Annotated in this window: 15 protein-coding genes and 1 tRNA gene; 8 read left to right on the top strand and 8 right to left on the bottom strand. The window is 69.9% G+C overall.

The window, feature by feature from the left end:
* The first annotated feature begins 104 nt into the window (after window positions 1-104).
* Together AC0T5L_RS21405 and AC0T5L_RS21400 are read left to right on the top strand one after the other, a co-directional pair.
* Window positions 105-1,013, top strand: a complete 909-nt coding sequence (locus AC0T5L_RS21405) for a universal stress protein (protein WP_476167242.1) — start codon at window positions 105-107, stop codon at window positions 1,011-1,013.
* Between the two features lie 66 nt (window positions 1,014-1,079).
* Complete coding sequence (locus AC0T5L_RS21400; RefSeq protein ID WP_476167241.1) at window positions 1,080-2,006, top strand: universal stress protein; 927 nt, start codon at window positions 1,080-1,082, stop codon at window positions 2,004-2,006.
* Window positions 2,007-2,015: 9 nt separating this feature from the next.
* Here AC0T5L_RS21400 and AC0T5L_RS21395 read toward each other — a convergent pair whose 3' ends face one another.
* Entirely contained in the window at window positions 2,016-2,390 is a 375-nt protein-coding gene (locus AC0T5L_RS21395; RefSeq protein ID WP_476167240.1) for a VOC family protein, read from the bottom strand.
* Window positions 2,391-2,565: 175 nt separating this feature from the next.
* Window positions 2,566-2,811: a GntR family transcriptional regulator gene (locus tag AC0T5L_RS21390; RefSeq protein WP_476167239.1), complete on the bottom strand. Its 246-nt coding sequence runs from the start codon at window positions 2,809-2,811 to the stop codon at window positions 2,566-2,568.
* Between the two features lie 523 nt (window positions 2,812-3,334).
* Between AC0T5L_RS21390 and AC0T5L_RS21385 the strand changes: the two genes are divergently transcribed.
* Together AC0T5L_RS21385 and AC0T5L_RS21380 are read left to right on the top strand one after the other, a co-directional pair.
* The gene (locus tag AC0T5L_RS21385; protein ID WP_476167238.1) at window positions 3,335-3,556 is read left to right on the top strand and encodes a hypothetical protein; all 222 of its coding nucleotides are present in this window, start codon (window positions 3,335-3,337) and stop codon (window positions 3,554-3,556) included.
* A gap of 519 nt (window positions 3,557-4,075) precedes the next feature.
* Window positions 4,076-4,216: a hypothetical protein gene (locus AC0T5L_RS21380; RefSeq protein ID WP_476167237.1), complete on the top strand. Its 141-nt coding sequence runs from the start codon at window positions 4,076-4,078 to the stop codon at window positions 4,214-4,216.
* Between the two features lie 152 nt (window positions 4,217-4,368).
* Here the strand turns inward: AC0T5L_RS21380 and AC0T5L_RS21375 are convergent.
* A tRNA-Ser gene (locus AC0T5L_RS21375) sits at window positions 4,369-4,457 on the bottom strand.
* 138 nt (window positions 4,458-4,595) lie between these two features.
* Between AC0T5L_RS21375 and AC0T5L_RS21370 the strand changes: the two genes are divergently transcribed.
* Window positions 4,596-5,054 (top strand): DUF4442 domain-containing protein, encoded by a 459-nt coding sequence (locus tag AC0T5L_RS21370; protein ID WP_476167283.1) that lies wholly within the window; start codon window positions 4,596-4,598, stop codon window positions 5,052-5,054.
* Window positions 5,055-5,190: 136 nt separating this feature from the next.
* Window positions 5,191-6,333 (top strand): DNA polymerase III subunit beta, encoded by a 1,143-nt coding sequence (gene dnaN, locus AC0T5L_RS21365; protein WP_476167282.1) that lies wholly within the window; start codon window positions 5,191-5,193, stop codon window positions 6,331-6,333.
* A 222-nt stretch (window positions 6,334-6,555) separates the two neighbouring features.
* On the opposite strand, the gene AC0T5L_RS21360 is transcribed toward dnaN, so the two are convergent.
* The 3 genes from AC0T5L_RS21360 to AC0T5L_RS21350 form a co-directional block, all read right to left on the bottom strand.
* Window positions 6,556-7,359 carry a DUF2786 domain-containing protein gene (locus AC0T5L_RS21360; protein ID WP_476167281.1) on the bottom strand — a complete coding sequence of 268 codons (804 nt, stop codon included), beginning with the start codon at window positions 7,357-7,359 and terminating at the stop codon, window positions 6,556-6,558.
* An 87-nt stretch (window positions 7,360-7,446) separates the two neighbouring features.
* Window positions 7,447-7,866, bottom strand: a complete 420-nt coding sequence (locus AC0T5L_RS21355; RefSeq protein WP_476167236.1) for a hypothetical protein — start codon at window positions 7,864-7,866, stop codon at window positions 7,447-7,449.
* A 287-nt stretch (window positions 7,867-8,153) separates the two neighbouring features.
* On the bottom strand, window positions 8,154-8,660 hold the full coding sequence (locus AC0T5L_RS21350) for an NUDIX hydrolase (RefSeq protein ID WP_476167235.1): 507 nt from the start codon (window positions 8,658-8,660) through the stop codon (window positions 8,154-8,156).
* Between the two features lie 865 nt (window positions 8,661-9,525).
* On the opposite strand from AC0T5L_RS21350, the gene AC0T5L_RS21345 reads away from it, so the two are divergent.
* Together AC0T5L_RS21345 and AC0T5L_RS21340 are read left to right on the top strand one after the other, a co-directional pair.
* Window positions 9,526-9,696, top strand: a complete 171-nt coding sequence (locus AC0T5L_RS21345; protein ID WP_476167234.1) for a hypothetical protein — start codon at window positions 9,526-9,528, stop codon at window positions 9,694-9,696.
* Window positions 9,697-9,827: 131 nt separating this feature from the next.
* Window positions 9,828-12,818 (top strand): AfsR/SARP family transcriptional regulator, encoded by a 2,991-nt coding sequence (locus tag AC0T5L_RS21340; RefSeq protein WP_476167233.1) that lies wholly within the window; start codon window positions 9,828-9,830, stop codon window positions 12,816-12,818.
* On the opposite strand, the gene AC0T5L_RS21335 is transcribed toward AC0T5L_RS21340, so the two are convergent.
* Window positions 12,811-13,641, bottom strand: a complete 831-nt coding sequence (locus AC0T5L_RS21335) for an oxygenase MpaB family protein (RefSeq protein WP_476167232.1) — start codon at window positions 13,639-13,641, stop codon at window positions 12,811-12,813. The two genes, AC0T5L_RS21340 and AC0T5L_RS21335, sit on opposite strands and share 8 nt — an antisense overlap.
* 138 nt (window positions 13,642-13,779) lie before the next feature.
* The gene (locus AC0T5L_RS21330) at window positions 13,780-14,835 is read right to left on the bottom strand and encodes a DUF4037 domain-containing protein (protein WP_476167231.1); all 1,056 of its coding nucleotides are present in this window, start codon (window positions 14,833-14,835) and stop codon (window positions 13,780-13,782) included.
* Between the last annotated feature and the right edge of the window lie 288 nt (window positions 14,836-15,123).

Raw genomic sequence — 15,123 nt, 5'->3', positions numbered from 1 at the left:
GGCGAACGCGACCCCGGACGTGGAGCGGACACGGCGTGCGCGGGCCCCTTCCTGGTTTCCGGGGTCCGGTTTCGGACAGGGGAGGAACAAGGAAGGGATTGGGGATGAACTCACAGGAACGCCCGCCCGCGGTCGTGATCGGTGTGGACGGTACACCCGCCTCCCACGCCGCCCTGGTCTGGGCCACCGAGGAGGCGGCCAGACGCGGGAGCCAGCTGCGCATCGTGCACGGCCTGGGCATGCCGATGGTGATCGACTCCTCCGGTCCTCCGGGACGCTCCGCCGTCGAGGACCTGCGGCAGGCGGGGCACGACCTGCTCACCGCGGGCGCCGCGTACGCGCACCGGGCCCGGCCCGAGGTGGACGTGGAGACCGTTCTGGTGCCCGAGGCCGCACCCGCCGCCCTGCTCAACGAAGCCCGGCACGAGGACGTCGTCGTGATGGGGACGCGCGGCCTGGGCGGGATCCGGGCGGTCATGCTGGGATCGGTCAGTGTGCGCGCCTCCTCGCACGCACCCTGCCCGGTGGTGGTCGTACCCAACATGGAGAAGCCGCCGCCGAGCCGGGGCCGCGTCGCGGTGGGTGTGGACGGGTCCGAATCCTCCCGCCGCGCGTTGCGCTTCGCCCTGAACGAGGCCCTGGTGAGCGGGGCGGAGGTCATGGTGGTCAACAGCTGGCGGGTACCGCTGCCCGCGAACGCCGAGTCGTTGGTCGCCGAGGACCGGGCCCTGCACGAGGAGACGTTCGACCGCCAGTCGGAGGAAGTGGTCGCGGGGCTGCTCGCGGACGTGGTCGACGACCGGACCGAGCACCTGGAGATCAACGCGGTGCGGACACAGGCCAACCCCGTGGACGCCCTGCTGGAAGCGGCCCAGGAGTCGGACCTCCTCGTCGTGGGCTCACGCGGCCACGGGGGAGTCCGGGGCCTGGTGATGGGCTCCGTCAGCCAGGGGGTCCTGCAACACTCCCTGGTGCCCGTCGCCGTCCTGCCTCCGCAAGCCGGGGACGAGTGACCCGTGCCGTTCCCACGGCGGGGCGCCCCGCCCGGCAATGATGGACCGCAGCGCTAAGGGGGAACTATGGCAAGCAACGAGGAGCGTTCGTCCAGGGTCGTCGTGGGGATCGACGGTTCCGACCACTCCGAGGCGGCACTGGTCTGGGCGGCCGCCGAGGCCGCCCGCAGGGGTACGCCGATCCTGGCCGTCTACGCGCTGGGAATGCCGCTGATCGTGTCGTCCAGCGCCGGGTACGCCCGTTTCGATCCCACCGAGGAGATCTCGGAACAGGCCGCCGAAGTGCTGACCCGGGTGACCGAGCGCGTCCGTGAACTCCAGCCGTCGGTGACCGTGGAGACAGACACCGCCCTGGAAGAGGCACCGCTGGCACTGCTGCGGCACTGCCATCCCCACGACCTGCTCGTGGCCGGCACCCGGGGCCTGGGTGCGTTCGCGTCGGTGATCGTGGGCTCGGTCAGCATCCGGCTCGCGGCTCAGGCGCCCTGCCCCGTCGTGGTGGTGCCCTCGAAGGAGGGCAGGCCCGAGAGGACCTCCCTGAAGCGGATCGTGGTCGGCGTGGACGGTTCCACGAACGCGTACCGGGCGCTGCGCACGGCCGTGGACCTGGCGCGCGAGAGCGAGGGCGAGGTCGTCGTGGTCAACAGCTGGGAGGTGCCCTACCCCTATGATCCGGTCGCGATGACCGCCATGGGCTACGAGCCCCAGGAGAAGCTGTTCGACCGCAAATCCGAGGAGCTCGTGGCCGAGATGCTGGCCGACGTCACCGACGAGCACCGCGACGGCCTCGACGTGGAGGTCAGCGTGGTGCGTACCCAGGACAACCCGGTCAACGCGCTGCTCCGGGCCGCGGAGGGGGCCGACGCCATCGTCGTGGGCTCCCGTGGGAGGGGAACGGTGCGCGGCCTGCTCCTGGGCTCGGTCGGCCAGGGCGTGCTGCACCGCTCCGAGATCCCCGTGGTGGTTCTTCCCCACAGCGCCGACGAGGAGTAGCCGGGCGGCTCAGGCCCCCTTCGCCGGGTGCTCCAGGCAGAACGGGTGCCCCGCGGGATCGGCGTAGACGCGGAACAGGTCGTCGGGGTCGTCCTCGACGACCGCTAGCCGACGGGCACCGAGCCCCAGCACCCGCGCCTCGGCCGCCCCGATGTCCTCCACCCAGATGTCGAGGTGCACCTGCTGCGGCCGATCGGGGTCCGGCCACGCGGGCGGCTGGTGGTCCGGCGCGTACTGGAACGCCAGCCGCGGCGGCTTCTCTCCGACCACCGGCCACTGCCCCTCCTCGCGGGTCACGGGCAGCCCGAGCAGCTCGGCGTAGAAGTCGGCGAGCGCGTCGGGGTCGGGGCAGTCGATGGCCACGGTGTGCAGTCGTCCGATCATGTCACGCAGCATTCCCCGATACGCCGCGACGATGCGCCGGATCCCTCATCCGGCAGCCGGAGGCGGCACGCGGTCGGCCTCCCCGGCCTTCCCAGTGGGACGCCCCGGCCTGGGCACCCGGCACAAGCCCGGATCACGGGGCGGCCGAAACGGGACACCCGGGTGGTTCGCGAAGCTACTTCCGGAACGTGCCGCGCTGGGGCACCGTGAACACCAGCTCTTCCTCCACGAGCACTGCGATGGCACGTCGCACCGTGGAGCGGGCAAGGCCGTACTGCTGGGTCAGGTCCGTCTCACTGGCGATGCGCCGACCGGCTTCCCAGTCTCCTCGCGCTATTCGCGCACGAAGGATGCCCGCGAGCTGCTTGTACTCCGTGAGGGGCGCTCCCGGATCGATCTCGGCGTCAGGGTCGAACTCCATAGACACGAAGTTATCCGTGTCGAGTCAAAGGGACTTCAAGAGATACGTCTGTCGACGTATAGATACAAGAAGATACAAGGAGGTACTATGGAACCCCCGCGCACAGCGGGACCCCGCGACGCGCGTCAACGCGTCCGGGGCCGTGGTCAACGCTTTCGGGAGCGCTGACATGCACCACCTTATGGCTCTGTTGTCCCTATTCCTGCGGGTGATCCGCCCAGTACGTGGCCTCCACGCCGCACCGCTCGTCCTCAACCGTGAACTGCGCGCCGAGGCACGCAGGCGCCGTGCCTCCCGGGTGCGTCGCTACGCGGCCACCCCCGGAACCGTCGCGAGCACGCCGGTTCCCCCGATCCCCGCTCCGCGCCCGTCTCCCGAGGACACCTCGCGGGAGTCCATGCTCGTGGTCGAACCCTCCGGAGGCCTTCGTGCGCGGGTACTACCTGGCCCACGAGGCGCGTCAGCGCCGAACCCTCGCTCACCAGCCGGCGGGGGACCTCCTGGCTGGGCTGGGGGCGGCCTCATGAGCGCGCTGACCCCGTGGAACACCCTCGAACCGGACGCCCCTACGGGGCTGTACGACTCCCTGTCCGAGGCGCTCCGGTGCCGCCCCCGCCACATCGGTGAGGCCTACACGGCACTGCGCGAGGCCGACCGGCTGCTGTCACTGCTGGACGCCCGCCTGCGCACGGGAGGACCGCTGCCCGAGCCGTGGCGGTCCATCAGCTCCGGCCGCGACAGGTAGGAGCCCAACACGGGGAAGGGCCGCCCGATCCGGGCCACCGCGGCCCGGACCTGGGTCACAGGGCGGGTGAATGGTGTGCAACCATATTCGCCGGGTCGTGCCCGGCGCCGTCCTCGGCGGACGAGGCGTCCTGTTCATGACGCCTACCGGCGGCCCTCCCAAGACCCCCGTGTGCCCTGACGTCTCTTCGAGACCACGGCGGCCAGGGCACGCGGGCCTTCTCCCACACGTCTGCGCGCGTGCCCGCGAGGAAGCCACGGCCCCTGGTTCGCCTGTGGGACTCGAACCCACGAAACCCAGTCGTGCCGAGGGCCTTAACCATCTGTCGACAAAGCGACTGATCGCCTTGTGTCCTGCGGTTGTCTGATTCGGGGCAGCTCCTCCCGTCCCGCTGCTGACCGCCGCTCTCCAGCCCGCGTGGCAGACGCGTGGCACGGCTTGCGAGAGACTGAGCGTATGGCAGAGCGTTCTTCGGCCTTCTCTCGCCCGGTGGCGAGAGCCGAGGCGACAGCAATCTTCTTGACTGGTCTGTGCGGCCTGATGTTCATGTTCCACATCTTCGTTCCGGCGCACTGGACCGGGCTGGCCGTGCTGGTCCTGGCAGTGTGCGCGGTGGGCGTCCGTATCGAGGCGGCGGTCCTGAGCCTGCGGAGGGACTGAGCGCCGCTCGGCGGCTCTACGGCCGCAGCGCGCCTCCGTGGGCTCGCGGCGTGCTCCTCGGCCCCGGGGAGAGCCGGACGCGCCAAGGGCCGGCGTCCCGGCCCGTGGGCACTCCAGGTGTCTCGGACCGGGCCCACCGGCCCCGGTTTCTGCGGAGGGTGTGGGATTTGAACCCACGAAGCCCCGTCAAGGACTTGGTGCTTTTCAAGAGCACTGCACTCGGCCGCTATGCGAACCCTCCAGGTGGAGAGGAACTCTCCGCCAGTCATGGTAGCCCACAGTCCCATGTGTGCGATGCCCGCCCGGCGAGCCGTTTCCGAAGGCCTCTCCGAGTGGCGCCGATAGGTTACTCGGGAGTAACATAAGGGGCATGGCAAACATGAACGCTGAGACGGCGGAGCAGGTCAAATCCGGCTTCCTGGCCGCGGTGCCCTTCGTCCGAACCCTCGGGCTCACCTTCACCGAGCTGGACCACGGGCGCGCCGTCATGCGCCTGCCCGACAACGCCGACCACCACAACCACATCGGCGGTCCCCACGCGGGTGCCATGTTCACCGTGGCGGAGTCCGCCTCCGGCGCGGTCGTCATCGCCACCTTCGGCGACCAGCTGGACCGGTCCGTCCCCCTCCCCACCACGTCCGAGATCCACTTCCTCAAACCTGCGATAGGCGACCTGACCGCCGAGGCCACGCTGGGCCGCCCGCGCGAGGAGGTCATCGCCGAGTTGGACGAGGGCAAGCGTCCCGAGTTCCCGGTCGAGATCGAGATGCGCACCGACGACGGCACCGTCACCGGTCGCATGAGCATCGTCTGGACACTGCGCCCCAACCGCAAGTAGGGCCTCACGGGTCCCACGGCCCCATCGCCCCTGGCCGGTCCACGTTCCAGCCGGTCCGGTCGCGGGCGATTGTCGTCGCACCTGGGTACGTTGTCGGAAACGACGGCTACGAGGAGGCCCCACCGTGAAACTTCGAGTGGACCGCGACGCGTTCGCCGGGGCGGTCGCCTGGACGGCGCGGGCCCTGCCCACCCGTCCCGCTGTCCCGGTGCTCGCGGGGATCCGCATGGAACTCTCCGCCGACGGCTCCTCCCTGCACCTGTCCGGGTTCGACTACGAGATCTCCACCCGCGCCTCGGTGGAGGTCCTCTCCGAAGAGCCCGGATCCGCCCTCGTACCCGGTCGGCTCCTGGCCGAGATCGTGCGCAACCTGCCACCCGGATCTGTGCACATCGACACCGACGGCTCCAGGCTGCGGATCTCCGGCGGCGCGGCGCGCTTCACCCTCATCACCATGCCGCTGGAGGACTACCCCACCCTGCCCGGCATGCCCGGACGCATCGGCTCGGTCTCCACCGACGCCTTCGCCGCCGCCGTGCGCCAGGTGGCCCCGGCGGCCAGCCGCGACGACACCCTGCCCATGCTCACCGGCGCCTACCTCGACTTCACCGGCGACACCCTGAAGGTCGTCGCCACCGACCGCTACCGCATCGCCGTTCGCGAACTGTGGTGGAGCCCCGCCGACCAGAACCTGGACGTGGCCGCCCTGGTGCCCGCGCGCACGCTCAGCGACACCGCGCGCGGCCTGCTCACCCAGACCAACGTGGACATCGCCCTGTCCACGAGCAGCGTGGGCGAGGGCGTCAGCCTTTCCCCGGGCGAGGGCATGATCGGCTTCGAGAACGGCGAGCGCCGCACCACCACCCGGCTGATCGACAGCGAGTTCGTCAAGTACGCCGCATGGTTCCCCAAGGAGTTCTCCGCGCGCGCCGAGGTGGCCGTGGCGCCGCTGGTGGAGGCGGTCAAGCGCGTGGCGCTGGTCGCCGACCGCCACACCCCGCTGCGGCTGGCCTTCTCCGGCGGCGAGGTCGTACTGGAGGCGGGCTCAGGCGAGGACGCCCAGGCGATGGAGGCGATCGGGGTCGGCTACGAGGGTGACCCGATACGGCTGGCCTTTCGCTCCGACTACCTCATGGACGGGCTGTCCGGCATAGCGAGCGACACCGCCTACCTCAACTTCACCGAACCGACCAAACCCGCGGTGTTCACCGACGTGCCGACCGAGGAGGGCGAGAATCCGTCCTTCCGCTATCTGGTTCAGCCTTTGCGGGTGTCCTGAACTGGGGATCGGGTCCCTTTCCTGGCCGGGGCGCCACGTTATCCACAGAGTTATCCACAGGAAGGCGAAATCCCTGTGGATAACCCCAGGTAGCCACCCCCGCAGAACAGTAGAATCGCCCCCGCTGAAGTTTCACGTTCTGGCTCTGACATGCGGAAACATCAGTGGGGGCGGTTCTGTGCACAGCCTGTGGACAACTTTCCCGTGGAACGCGGAAAGGGCCTACTCGTTATCGGCCAGCGCGGACGAACCACCGCTGCCCACAGGGGTCTCCAGGCCCAGTTCGGCCTGGCGCCCCCGGCGGTAGCCCGCCCGGTACCCCGCCGCGCTGTGTGTGCGCTCGGGGCGGTGCTTGCGCAGCTGCGGAAACTGTTTCTGGAACTCCTCGTTCACCCGGTGCACGTCGTCCTGCAACACCAGGTCCGCGCCGCGCGCGGAATCCGCGTCCTCCGCCGAGTCCCCGGATCCCTCGGGTGAGGCCATCTCCTGCAACCGCGCCCGGAAATCGCGGATGCGCTCGGCCACCGCACGTCCGTAGGCACGCACGAACGACCGGTAGTAGCGCTTGCGCTCGGTCTCCAGTTCCGAACGCGTGTAGTTGCGCAGCTCCCGGATATCGGACACGTGCGACGAGCTCATGAACTTCGCCGACGCCTCCATCTGCATGGCGATCGACGGCAGCAGTATCCGCAGCGCCTCCAGCGCGTTCACCGTTCCCACCAGGATGATGACGCGCTCGGTGTTCTCCGAGGTGTTGCCCCGTACCGCGGACTGGCAGCCGTAGGCGGCGGCGATGTCGGCCAGGGCCCGCACCCGGGCCTTGCCGTGTCCACCCAGTCCCGGCACGGTGTAGTCCATACGGCTGATCGCATCCGGCTCCTCGCCCCTCTCGGCGCGGGCCTCGGCCTCCGCGATCGCGTGGCGGGTCATCAGCTCGGCGGCCTTGGCGGTGAACGCCTGGCTCTCGGCATCAGTAACCGCGGGGTCCTCCGCCATGCGGAGGAGCCCGCGGACCCGCTCGACCATCTTCTGACGAGCAGATTCAGTCATCGGCGCCCGGTTGTCTCCCGTAGGTGAGTGTCTGGCTCCCGCCTCATGCGGAAAACACCGAGCCTAGGCGTTCTTGTCCCCGACTACCATCGCGATGAGCCCCACGGTGATCCAGATCGCCGCCGCGACGAACAGTCCACCGAAGATGCCACCGATGATCGAGCCCGTGAAGATGCTGACGAGTGCGTAGCCCGCACCGCCGATTCCTGCGGGTACGGCCGCGTAGCGGAACGGATAGGCGGCCGCGTAGCGCCTGCCCCGGCGGTCGGATTTCTTGCCCATCACGCCGCCCACGCCACCGACCAGGGAGAAGAAGATCACCGCGGCGGTCAGTCCGGAGACGATGGCACCGAGGCCGGAGCCAAGGTTGAGGAGGAAGAAGAGGGCCCCGCCTGCCGCACCGCCCAGCACCGAGGTGGCCCAGGGCCAGATCATCGTCGCCGAGGCGACGGGAGTGAATGCGTTACCGCGCTCCAGCGTCATGTCCACTGCTCCAGTCGAATAGCGTGACGACCGCTCTTCGCCGGGCCGTCTTCTCAAGCATGCAAGGCCGGGGCTCCGAGTACATCAGGGCCCACCCCTGACATTCCCCCTATTTGCGCTCAGTACCCGGGTAACGTTCGGGAGGGGCCACCGGGTTCCCCTCCGGGGACCCGGTTCGGGCATTCGCGCCGCACACGCGCCCGCAGCCCCCTCGCGGGGGCTTGCCCGAAGGTGCCCCGCCGGTGCCGCCCGCCGGTCGCGTGGGGCGTTCGGGAAGGCCCCCGCGTTCAACCGGAGGCGCCCGTACCGCCCGTCCTCTCCGCGGTGGCGGCGGCCAGGTCCGCGCACAGGTGCGGCCAGGCCCTACGGAACGCGGGCAGCAGCGGAAGCGACTCGGCCGAGTCCACCGGAACCCAGCGCACCTCCCGGCTCTCGGAGTTGCCCGGCCGGAACGGCGCCAGCTCCGGCAGCCGCGCGAGGAACGTGTCGTAGCGCCACACGGTCAGGTCCTGCTCGTGTACGCCCAGCAGCGTGTACTCGGCCAGGTCCCCCGAGACCTCCTCCCGGAACTCGCGCACCGCGGCCTCCAGGGGTGTCTCGTCCCGGTTCCGGGCACCACCGGGGATGCCCCAGGTACCGCCCATGTGGGTCCACCCGGCCCGGTGCTGGAGCAGCACGTGTCCGGTGCCGGTCATGTCGGTGGCGTACAGCAGCAGACCGGCCGCGCCGTAGAGCCCCCACCTGCGGGACCCGTCCGGCAGGCTCACCCAGCCGTTTCCGTCGCCGTCCAGCATCACGTCCTCCAACTCCGCGCCCTCCGAGACCGCCGGCGTCGTCCGCCCGGCTACTCCCTAGAACCTACGGCCCGCCCGCGCACTTCCGCAGCCCTCCTTCCGGTGTACGTGCTCGTCCTCGCACGGCGCCACCGGCCCTCGCCGTGCGGCCGCACCGGCGGCACGACGCCGCCCGCCTTCTCCAAGGCGCGGGTCGGCGCCCCCACCGTGATCGCGTCGCCCCGGACCTCGGCGATCTGACCACTGTGCAGTCTGTGCGCGCACTTCCCTGGCGTCCTGTTCGGAAATGCTTCCCGAAAGAGTCGGGAATGCCACCTGTGGACCGCGGTTCCCAAAAGTGCGCCGCGGGCATACAGGCGAATGGACACGGTGCGCGCAGCCCATTTCACGGAAGTGAGGAGAAACGTGCACGTTTTGGCCGTAACCGGGATGTCCCTCCTCGTCGGGGCCTTCGCGGATAAGCGTCCCCGCCACCTGCTCGGGTGGTGTCACGGCGGGTGCGGAATGCCTCTCACTGTCCGCAACCGGCCAATCACTGGCCATCGCTTTCCTGGAGGGGCAATGATGGCACGACTCCCGGAACCACTGCCGCTACGCCGGTTTCAGCGCTGAAAGAAGACTGAAAGCGGAGTGGAAGAGGATCTCTCTAGTGTGGAACACGTTCGACGCGACCAGTGCCGCGAGAGGACGGCTCGCGGCGCCGACCAGTGCGACGTTCGTTGGACACACGCCACCCGTGGTGTGCTTTGAGGCGGAACCCGCCACGGGTGGCCAGTCCGCCGGAGGGCGGGTTCCGTTGATGCTTCGTAGACGACGTAGGGCGACGTTGCGGCTCTACGCGAGTGCTGTGAGACGAGGAGTTCGAGTGCCGAAGATGCTGACCGTGGACGAGGAGTTCGAGGCGATCGTCGCGGACGTGGCCCCCGAGGCGAAGATCAGTCCCTTCCAAGAGCCCGACCCGAGCAAGAGCGCTCCCGCCGAGGAGAAGCCCGAGGAGGGCGCTCCCGCCGAGGAGAAGCCCGCCCAGGAGGAGTAATTCCTTTTTGGGGTAGTCCAACGGTCACTCCGAGTGCCTGAGTGGAGGAGGGTACTCGGAGTCGTTGGCATGTTCGTATTCCCTTTTCATGCCAATGACCCTTGCTAGGGTTGCTGTTTGTGGAATTCGGCGTGCTTGGCCCCATCACCGTCTGGTCCGACGGTCGACCCGTCCCGGTCGGCGGTCCGCGCCAGTGCTGCGTGCTGGGAGCGCTGCTGGTGCACCTGGGCCGCGAAGTCACCATCGACCAGATCATCGGCTATCTGTGGAACGACGACCCGCCACGCACCGCGCGGTCCGTCATCCAGGTCCAGATCTCCCACCTGCGCCGCACCCTCCCCGACACGATCACCACGACCTCCGGTGGCTACACCCTCGACGTCGATCCCGGCTCCGTCGACCTGCACCGCTTCCGGAAGCTCAGGGACAGAGCCGCCTCAGCCGAGCCCGAAGCGTCGGTCGATCTGCTGGACAGAGCACTGGAGTGCTGGCGCGGTGTCCCCTTCTCCGGTGTCGGTTCGGAGTACCTGGACCACTCCGTGGTCGTCCCCCTGAAGGAGGAGTACTGGTCCTCGGTCATCGCCTGGGCCACCTGCGCCCTGGAGCTGGGGAGGTACTCCGCCGTCGTCTCCCGGCTGACCCCCATGGTCAGCGAGGAGCTGTTCCGGGAACGCCTGCACCATCTGCTCATCACGGCCCTGTGGCGCGACAACGAGCGCGCCAGGGCCCTCTCCGTCTACGAGGAACTGCGGACCAGGCTCGCGGACGAGTTGGGCGTCGATCCAGGACCGGAACTGGTCGCCCTGCACACCCGTATCCTCCAGGAGGATCCTTCCGAGGAGGTGGCGGAGGACCCGCCCGAAGGAGAGCCGGGCACGCGTTTCGTGGTGCGCAACGACCTGCCCAGGGACCTTCCCGACTTCACCGGCCGAGAGGAGTCCCTGCGGCAGTTGGACGAGGTGGCCCGCTCCGGCGAGGAGCGCGCCCAGGTCTGCGTCATCACGGGTAGTGGTGGTGAGGGCAAGACGACCACCGCGGTCCGTTTCGGCTACGAGTCGGCCAAGTGCTACCCCGACGGCCAGCTGTTCATCGACCTGTACGGCTACACCACGGACAGGGAACCGCTCGACGCCGCGTCGGCGCTCGGCGCCCTGCTGCGCGCGGTCGGGATCGAGCCCGAGGCCGTGCCTGAGTCGTTGGACGAGCGGTCGGCGCTGTGGCGCGCCACCCTCATGGGACGCAGGGCACTGCTCGTCCTCGACAACGCGGCCAGCTACGCCCAGGTCAGCCCGCTCCTGCTGTCCTCCCCGGGGTCGATGACCCTGATCACCACGCGCAACGAGCTCTCCGGACTCAGCGGTGCCCGCTTCCTCTCCCTCGGGGTCTTCGACGAGCGGTCCTCCCTGGAACTCCTCAGCCGGGTCCTGGGTGAGGAGCGCGTACGACGCGAACCCGACCAGGCGCGGGAGATCGTCCGGATCTGTGGTGGCCTCCCCTTGGCGCTACGTGTGGTCGCGGGGCGCATGCTCAGCCGCCCCAAGTGGTCATTCGTGCACGTAGCCCGGCGGCTCGGCGAGCAGAACCGCAAGTTCCGCGAACTCCAGGTCGAGGGGCAGAGCGTCGAGTCCGCCATCGACCTGTCCTTTCAGAGCCTCAAGCGGGACCAGCGCCGAGCCTTCCTCCTTCTGGGCCTGATGATCGGCAGCACCATCGACCTCGGTGGAGCGGCCGCCCTCCTGGACATGACGGTGGAGGACGCCGATGACCTCCTCCAGGAGTTGGTCGGGGTCTGCCTGCTGGAGGAGCCCCAGGGCGACGTGTACCGCCTGCACGACCTGATCGGCGCCTTCTCCCGGGACCGCGCGGCCATGGTCCTGTCCGCGGAGGAGGCGGATGCGGCCAGGCTTCGCCTGGCTGAGCAGTACATGGCGACAGCCCAGCACGCCGCCGATCTCCTGGGGCCACGAGGACACGAGGACGTCGAGGTGCGTCCTGGTTACCGTACGGAGTTGTCCAGCCGGGAGGACGCGGAGAACTGGTTCGGCCTGCACCAGGAGAACCTTGCGGAGACGATCGAGTACTTCGCCTCGCATGACAACGGCGAGTACGCCTGGCGCATGGCCGACGCGGTGTGGCGCTTCTACGCCCTCCACGGACAGATGGGCCTGCTGATCAGCTCCCATCAGCGTGCGCTGCAGATCAGTGACAAGCAGGGGAACCGGCGCGGACGCGCGGTGACCCTCATCGGCCTGGGTATCGCCCACTGCCTTTCGGGACGGTTCGACGAGTCGCTGGACCTGCTCCTTGAGGCGCGTGACCTGCTGGACTCGATCGGTGACAGTAGGGGATTGGTGCGGGTGCTGGCGAATCTGGGCATGGTCTACGAACGCGTCGGACGCCTCGTGGACGCGGCGGAGGCCATTCAGGGCGTGCTCGACTACGCGGTCCAACTGGGGGATATCCGTCTGGAGGCGCTGCAGTGGGGCGGCCTCGCCGTGGTGAAACAGGCGCTCGGGGAGAACACCGAGGCGTTGCACTGCGCCGAACAGGCCGTGGCGAAGGCCACGGAGGAGGACCAGGACGAGGCGAGGGCCCAGGCCAAACGCGTTATGGGCGAGGCCCGTGCAGGGCTGGGCGAACTGGAGCTCGCCTTCCGGGACCTGAACGAGGCGTTGGAACTGTCCCTTCGCCTCCGCCTGGTGGGCAACCAGGTCTACGTGCACAACACCCTGGGCATCGCCTATCGGGCCGCAGGATGCTGGGAAGAGGCGGTCGAGTCCCACACCAAGGCCCTGGCACTGGCGGAGAGGTCGGGACAACGCAGCGGCGACGCCGAGATCCGCACCGACCTGGGGATCACCCACGCCGCCGCGGGCCACTACGAGGATGCCGCGGCCGAGCTGGCGAGGGCCCACGCCATCGCGTCCGAGCGCAGCGAGCGCTACATGCTCGCCCGCGCCGCGCTCGCCCTCGGCCGGCTTCCCGCTCCGACCATGACGGCGGACCGGTCCCGGGAACTCCTGCGGGAGGCGGAGGAGGTCTTCACCGATCTGGGGCTGGCCGAGGCGGAACGGGCCAGGAAGGCCCTACAGGACATGCCCGCGTCAACGGGCCTCAGCTGACGGATCTCCCCGGACCGCGCGACCTCGACCGGGGCGGCCCCAGCCAGCGCGGTCCCAGCCGTCCGCGCCGCATGGACCACAGGCACAGGGTGGCGGGAAGCACGCGAACGGGCCGGGGGAGGTGCGGGTACACCGCCCGGGCCACCCGCACGATCCGGTCGAACCTGCGCTGTCGGGCGTCGGACCAGGGGATGCCGAACCGCTCGCGCAGGTCCGGCGGGAGGAGGCCGCCGGTGAGGACCAGCTGCACCTTCATCAGCGGCCGCAGGGGCGGGGACTTCGGGTGGAACAGCTGCTCGGTGATACCGCGCGCCTCCTCGTTCACGCGCAGGCCGCCCACGGCCGTGTCCCAGTAGGCGTCGAACTCCGCCGGGGTCGCGGGCCACTCCTCCTCGGGCAGGCCCAGGGCGGTGGCGAACGCCGAGGCCTCACGCAGGTACCGGGCGCGCTCCTCCTCGCCGAGTTCGCCGAACACCATCGTGTACAGGCGCGAGCTGGTCTCGTACAGGGTGGCGGCCACCCACAGCAGCAGGTCGTGGTCGAGCGCGCGGTACCCCGGGCCGGTCACCTTGCGGTGTATCGCGCGCATGACGGCGTGCAGGCGCTCCCGCTCCTCCTCGGTGCCGTAAACCGTTCCGTACACGAAGTAGAGCGTGCCGAGCAGGCGGTTGAACGGCCGGGCGGAGAAGTCACTGTGGTCGTGCACCCCCCGAGCGACGCTGGGGTGGGCGATCTGGAGCAGGACGGCGTATCCGGCACCGCCGAGGACGCAGGACTCCGCGTTGATCCGCCGCAGCGGTGAGTCGTCGGACGATCGGTCCATGCCTGGGATCGTACGGCACCCGCTCAGCCCGCGTCCGGGGGCACGCTCGTTCGAGGGGCCGGCGCCGGGGGCACCGGGGAGCGCCTCGGGAACCTCCGCCCCGGGCCGGCGGTCCGCCGCGTGCTCCGCGTGCGTGGTTCACGGGCCCAGGGAACGGAACACCTCTGGCCGGGTCAGGGCGTCGGTGTTGTCGACGAACTGGTCGACCGCGCCCACCGGGGGCCGTCCCGCCAACTCGGGGTCCCCGATCCGGTTCAGCAGGGCGCGGGTGAACCTGGCCGCGTCCAGCACCGGCCAGGGGCGGTCGTGGAACGGACGGAGACCGGTGTCCAGGGGAGCGGCGAGGCCGGTCCGGTTCTGCCACGCGGCGAGCAGGGAACACGCCTCGGCGAGGGCCCCGGCGTCCGCCTCCAGTCCGCGGGACAGCGGCGGGGTGAGTGCCGCCGCCTCGGGAAGGCGGGAGAACGCGCTGCCCAGCCACTTGGAGTAGGGCGGATAGCGGCGGGCCAGCAGCAGGGCCAGGCGCATGAGGTCGCGCACCAGCCGGGCGGCGACCACCCGGGCGCCCAGGAGGTCGCCGACCTCCGCGCAGCGTCCAGGGAAGGGCTCCTCCTGGGACACGCGCTGCCACTGGCAGGCCAGCACGTACCGCCACACGTCGTCCGGGTACCAGGCCAGGCGTTCCCGGACCCGGGTGAGTTCGCCGTCTCCGTCGTGGAAGACGTCGCCGCCGACCACCTCGGCGATCCGCTGGGCGGGGGTGGCGAGCCAGTCGGCGGTGGCCACACCGGCGCGCGGATCGAAGCCAAGCTGACCCCGGAACCAGTCGCCGGGGTCGAGGACCTCCACCCGGTGGCGGCCGTCGGGCGCCTCGGCGTCGGGCAGCCACGTCCCGGGAGGCCCGTCTCCGGGCGCGAACCGGGTCGGCCATCCGAGTACCTGGTCGGGCAGCCCGTCGGCGAGTACGTCCAGTACCCGCTCACGCCTGCCGGGGTCGGCCACGAAGAGTTGCAGGCGGGGTCCCCACCCGTGGTCGGTGGAGCGCTCGGTGTCGAAGCCGAGTACCTCGGAGCCCGGGCCGAGCAGCGCGGCCGTGTGCGGAACCGGTCGGGGACCCGAGGCGAGCAGCGGTGCGACCGCGTCCGTGTACAGGGTCCGGGACAGCTCCAGTCCGGGGAGGAAGGCAGGGGACATGCCCGCGAGCCTAGTACCGCGGCCACGGTTCCTCCGGTGCGGAGCCCTCCGGAGCGTCGGGGAAGAAAAATATATCTCCGGGGCAGGTACGGTCCGTTCGCCTTCGGTCGGCGGAATTGGTCTACAAGGTTTTACGGATAGACCGCGACCTCTTCTGTAAGGTATCTTTCCAGTTCGCGGCCCAAAGGGCGCCGGAGTGGCGGCAGTACCAGTTTCCAGAGGCGGGTGACTGGGCGCTCCACCTGGTATGGGTGGCACCCGGTCCCCCTGCGTAACAGGAGTCTTGAC

Source organism: Nocardiopsis sp. TRM 82005 (genome assembly GCF_056312425.1).
The sequence above is the reverse complement of the archived record's forward strand: the minus strand, read 5'-3'. Positions and strand labels throughout refer to the sequence as shown.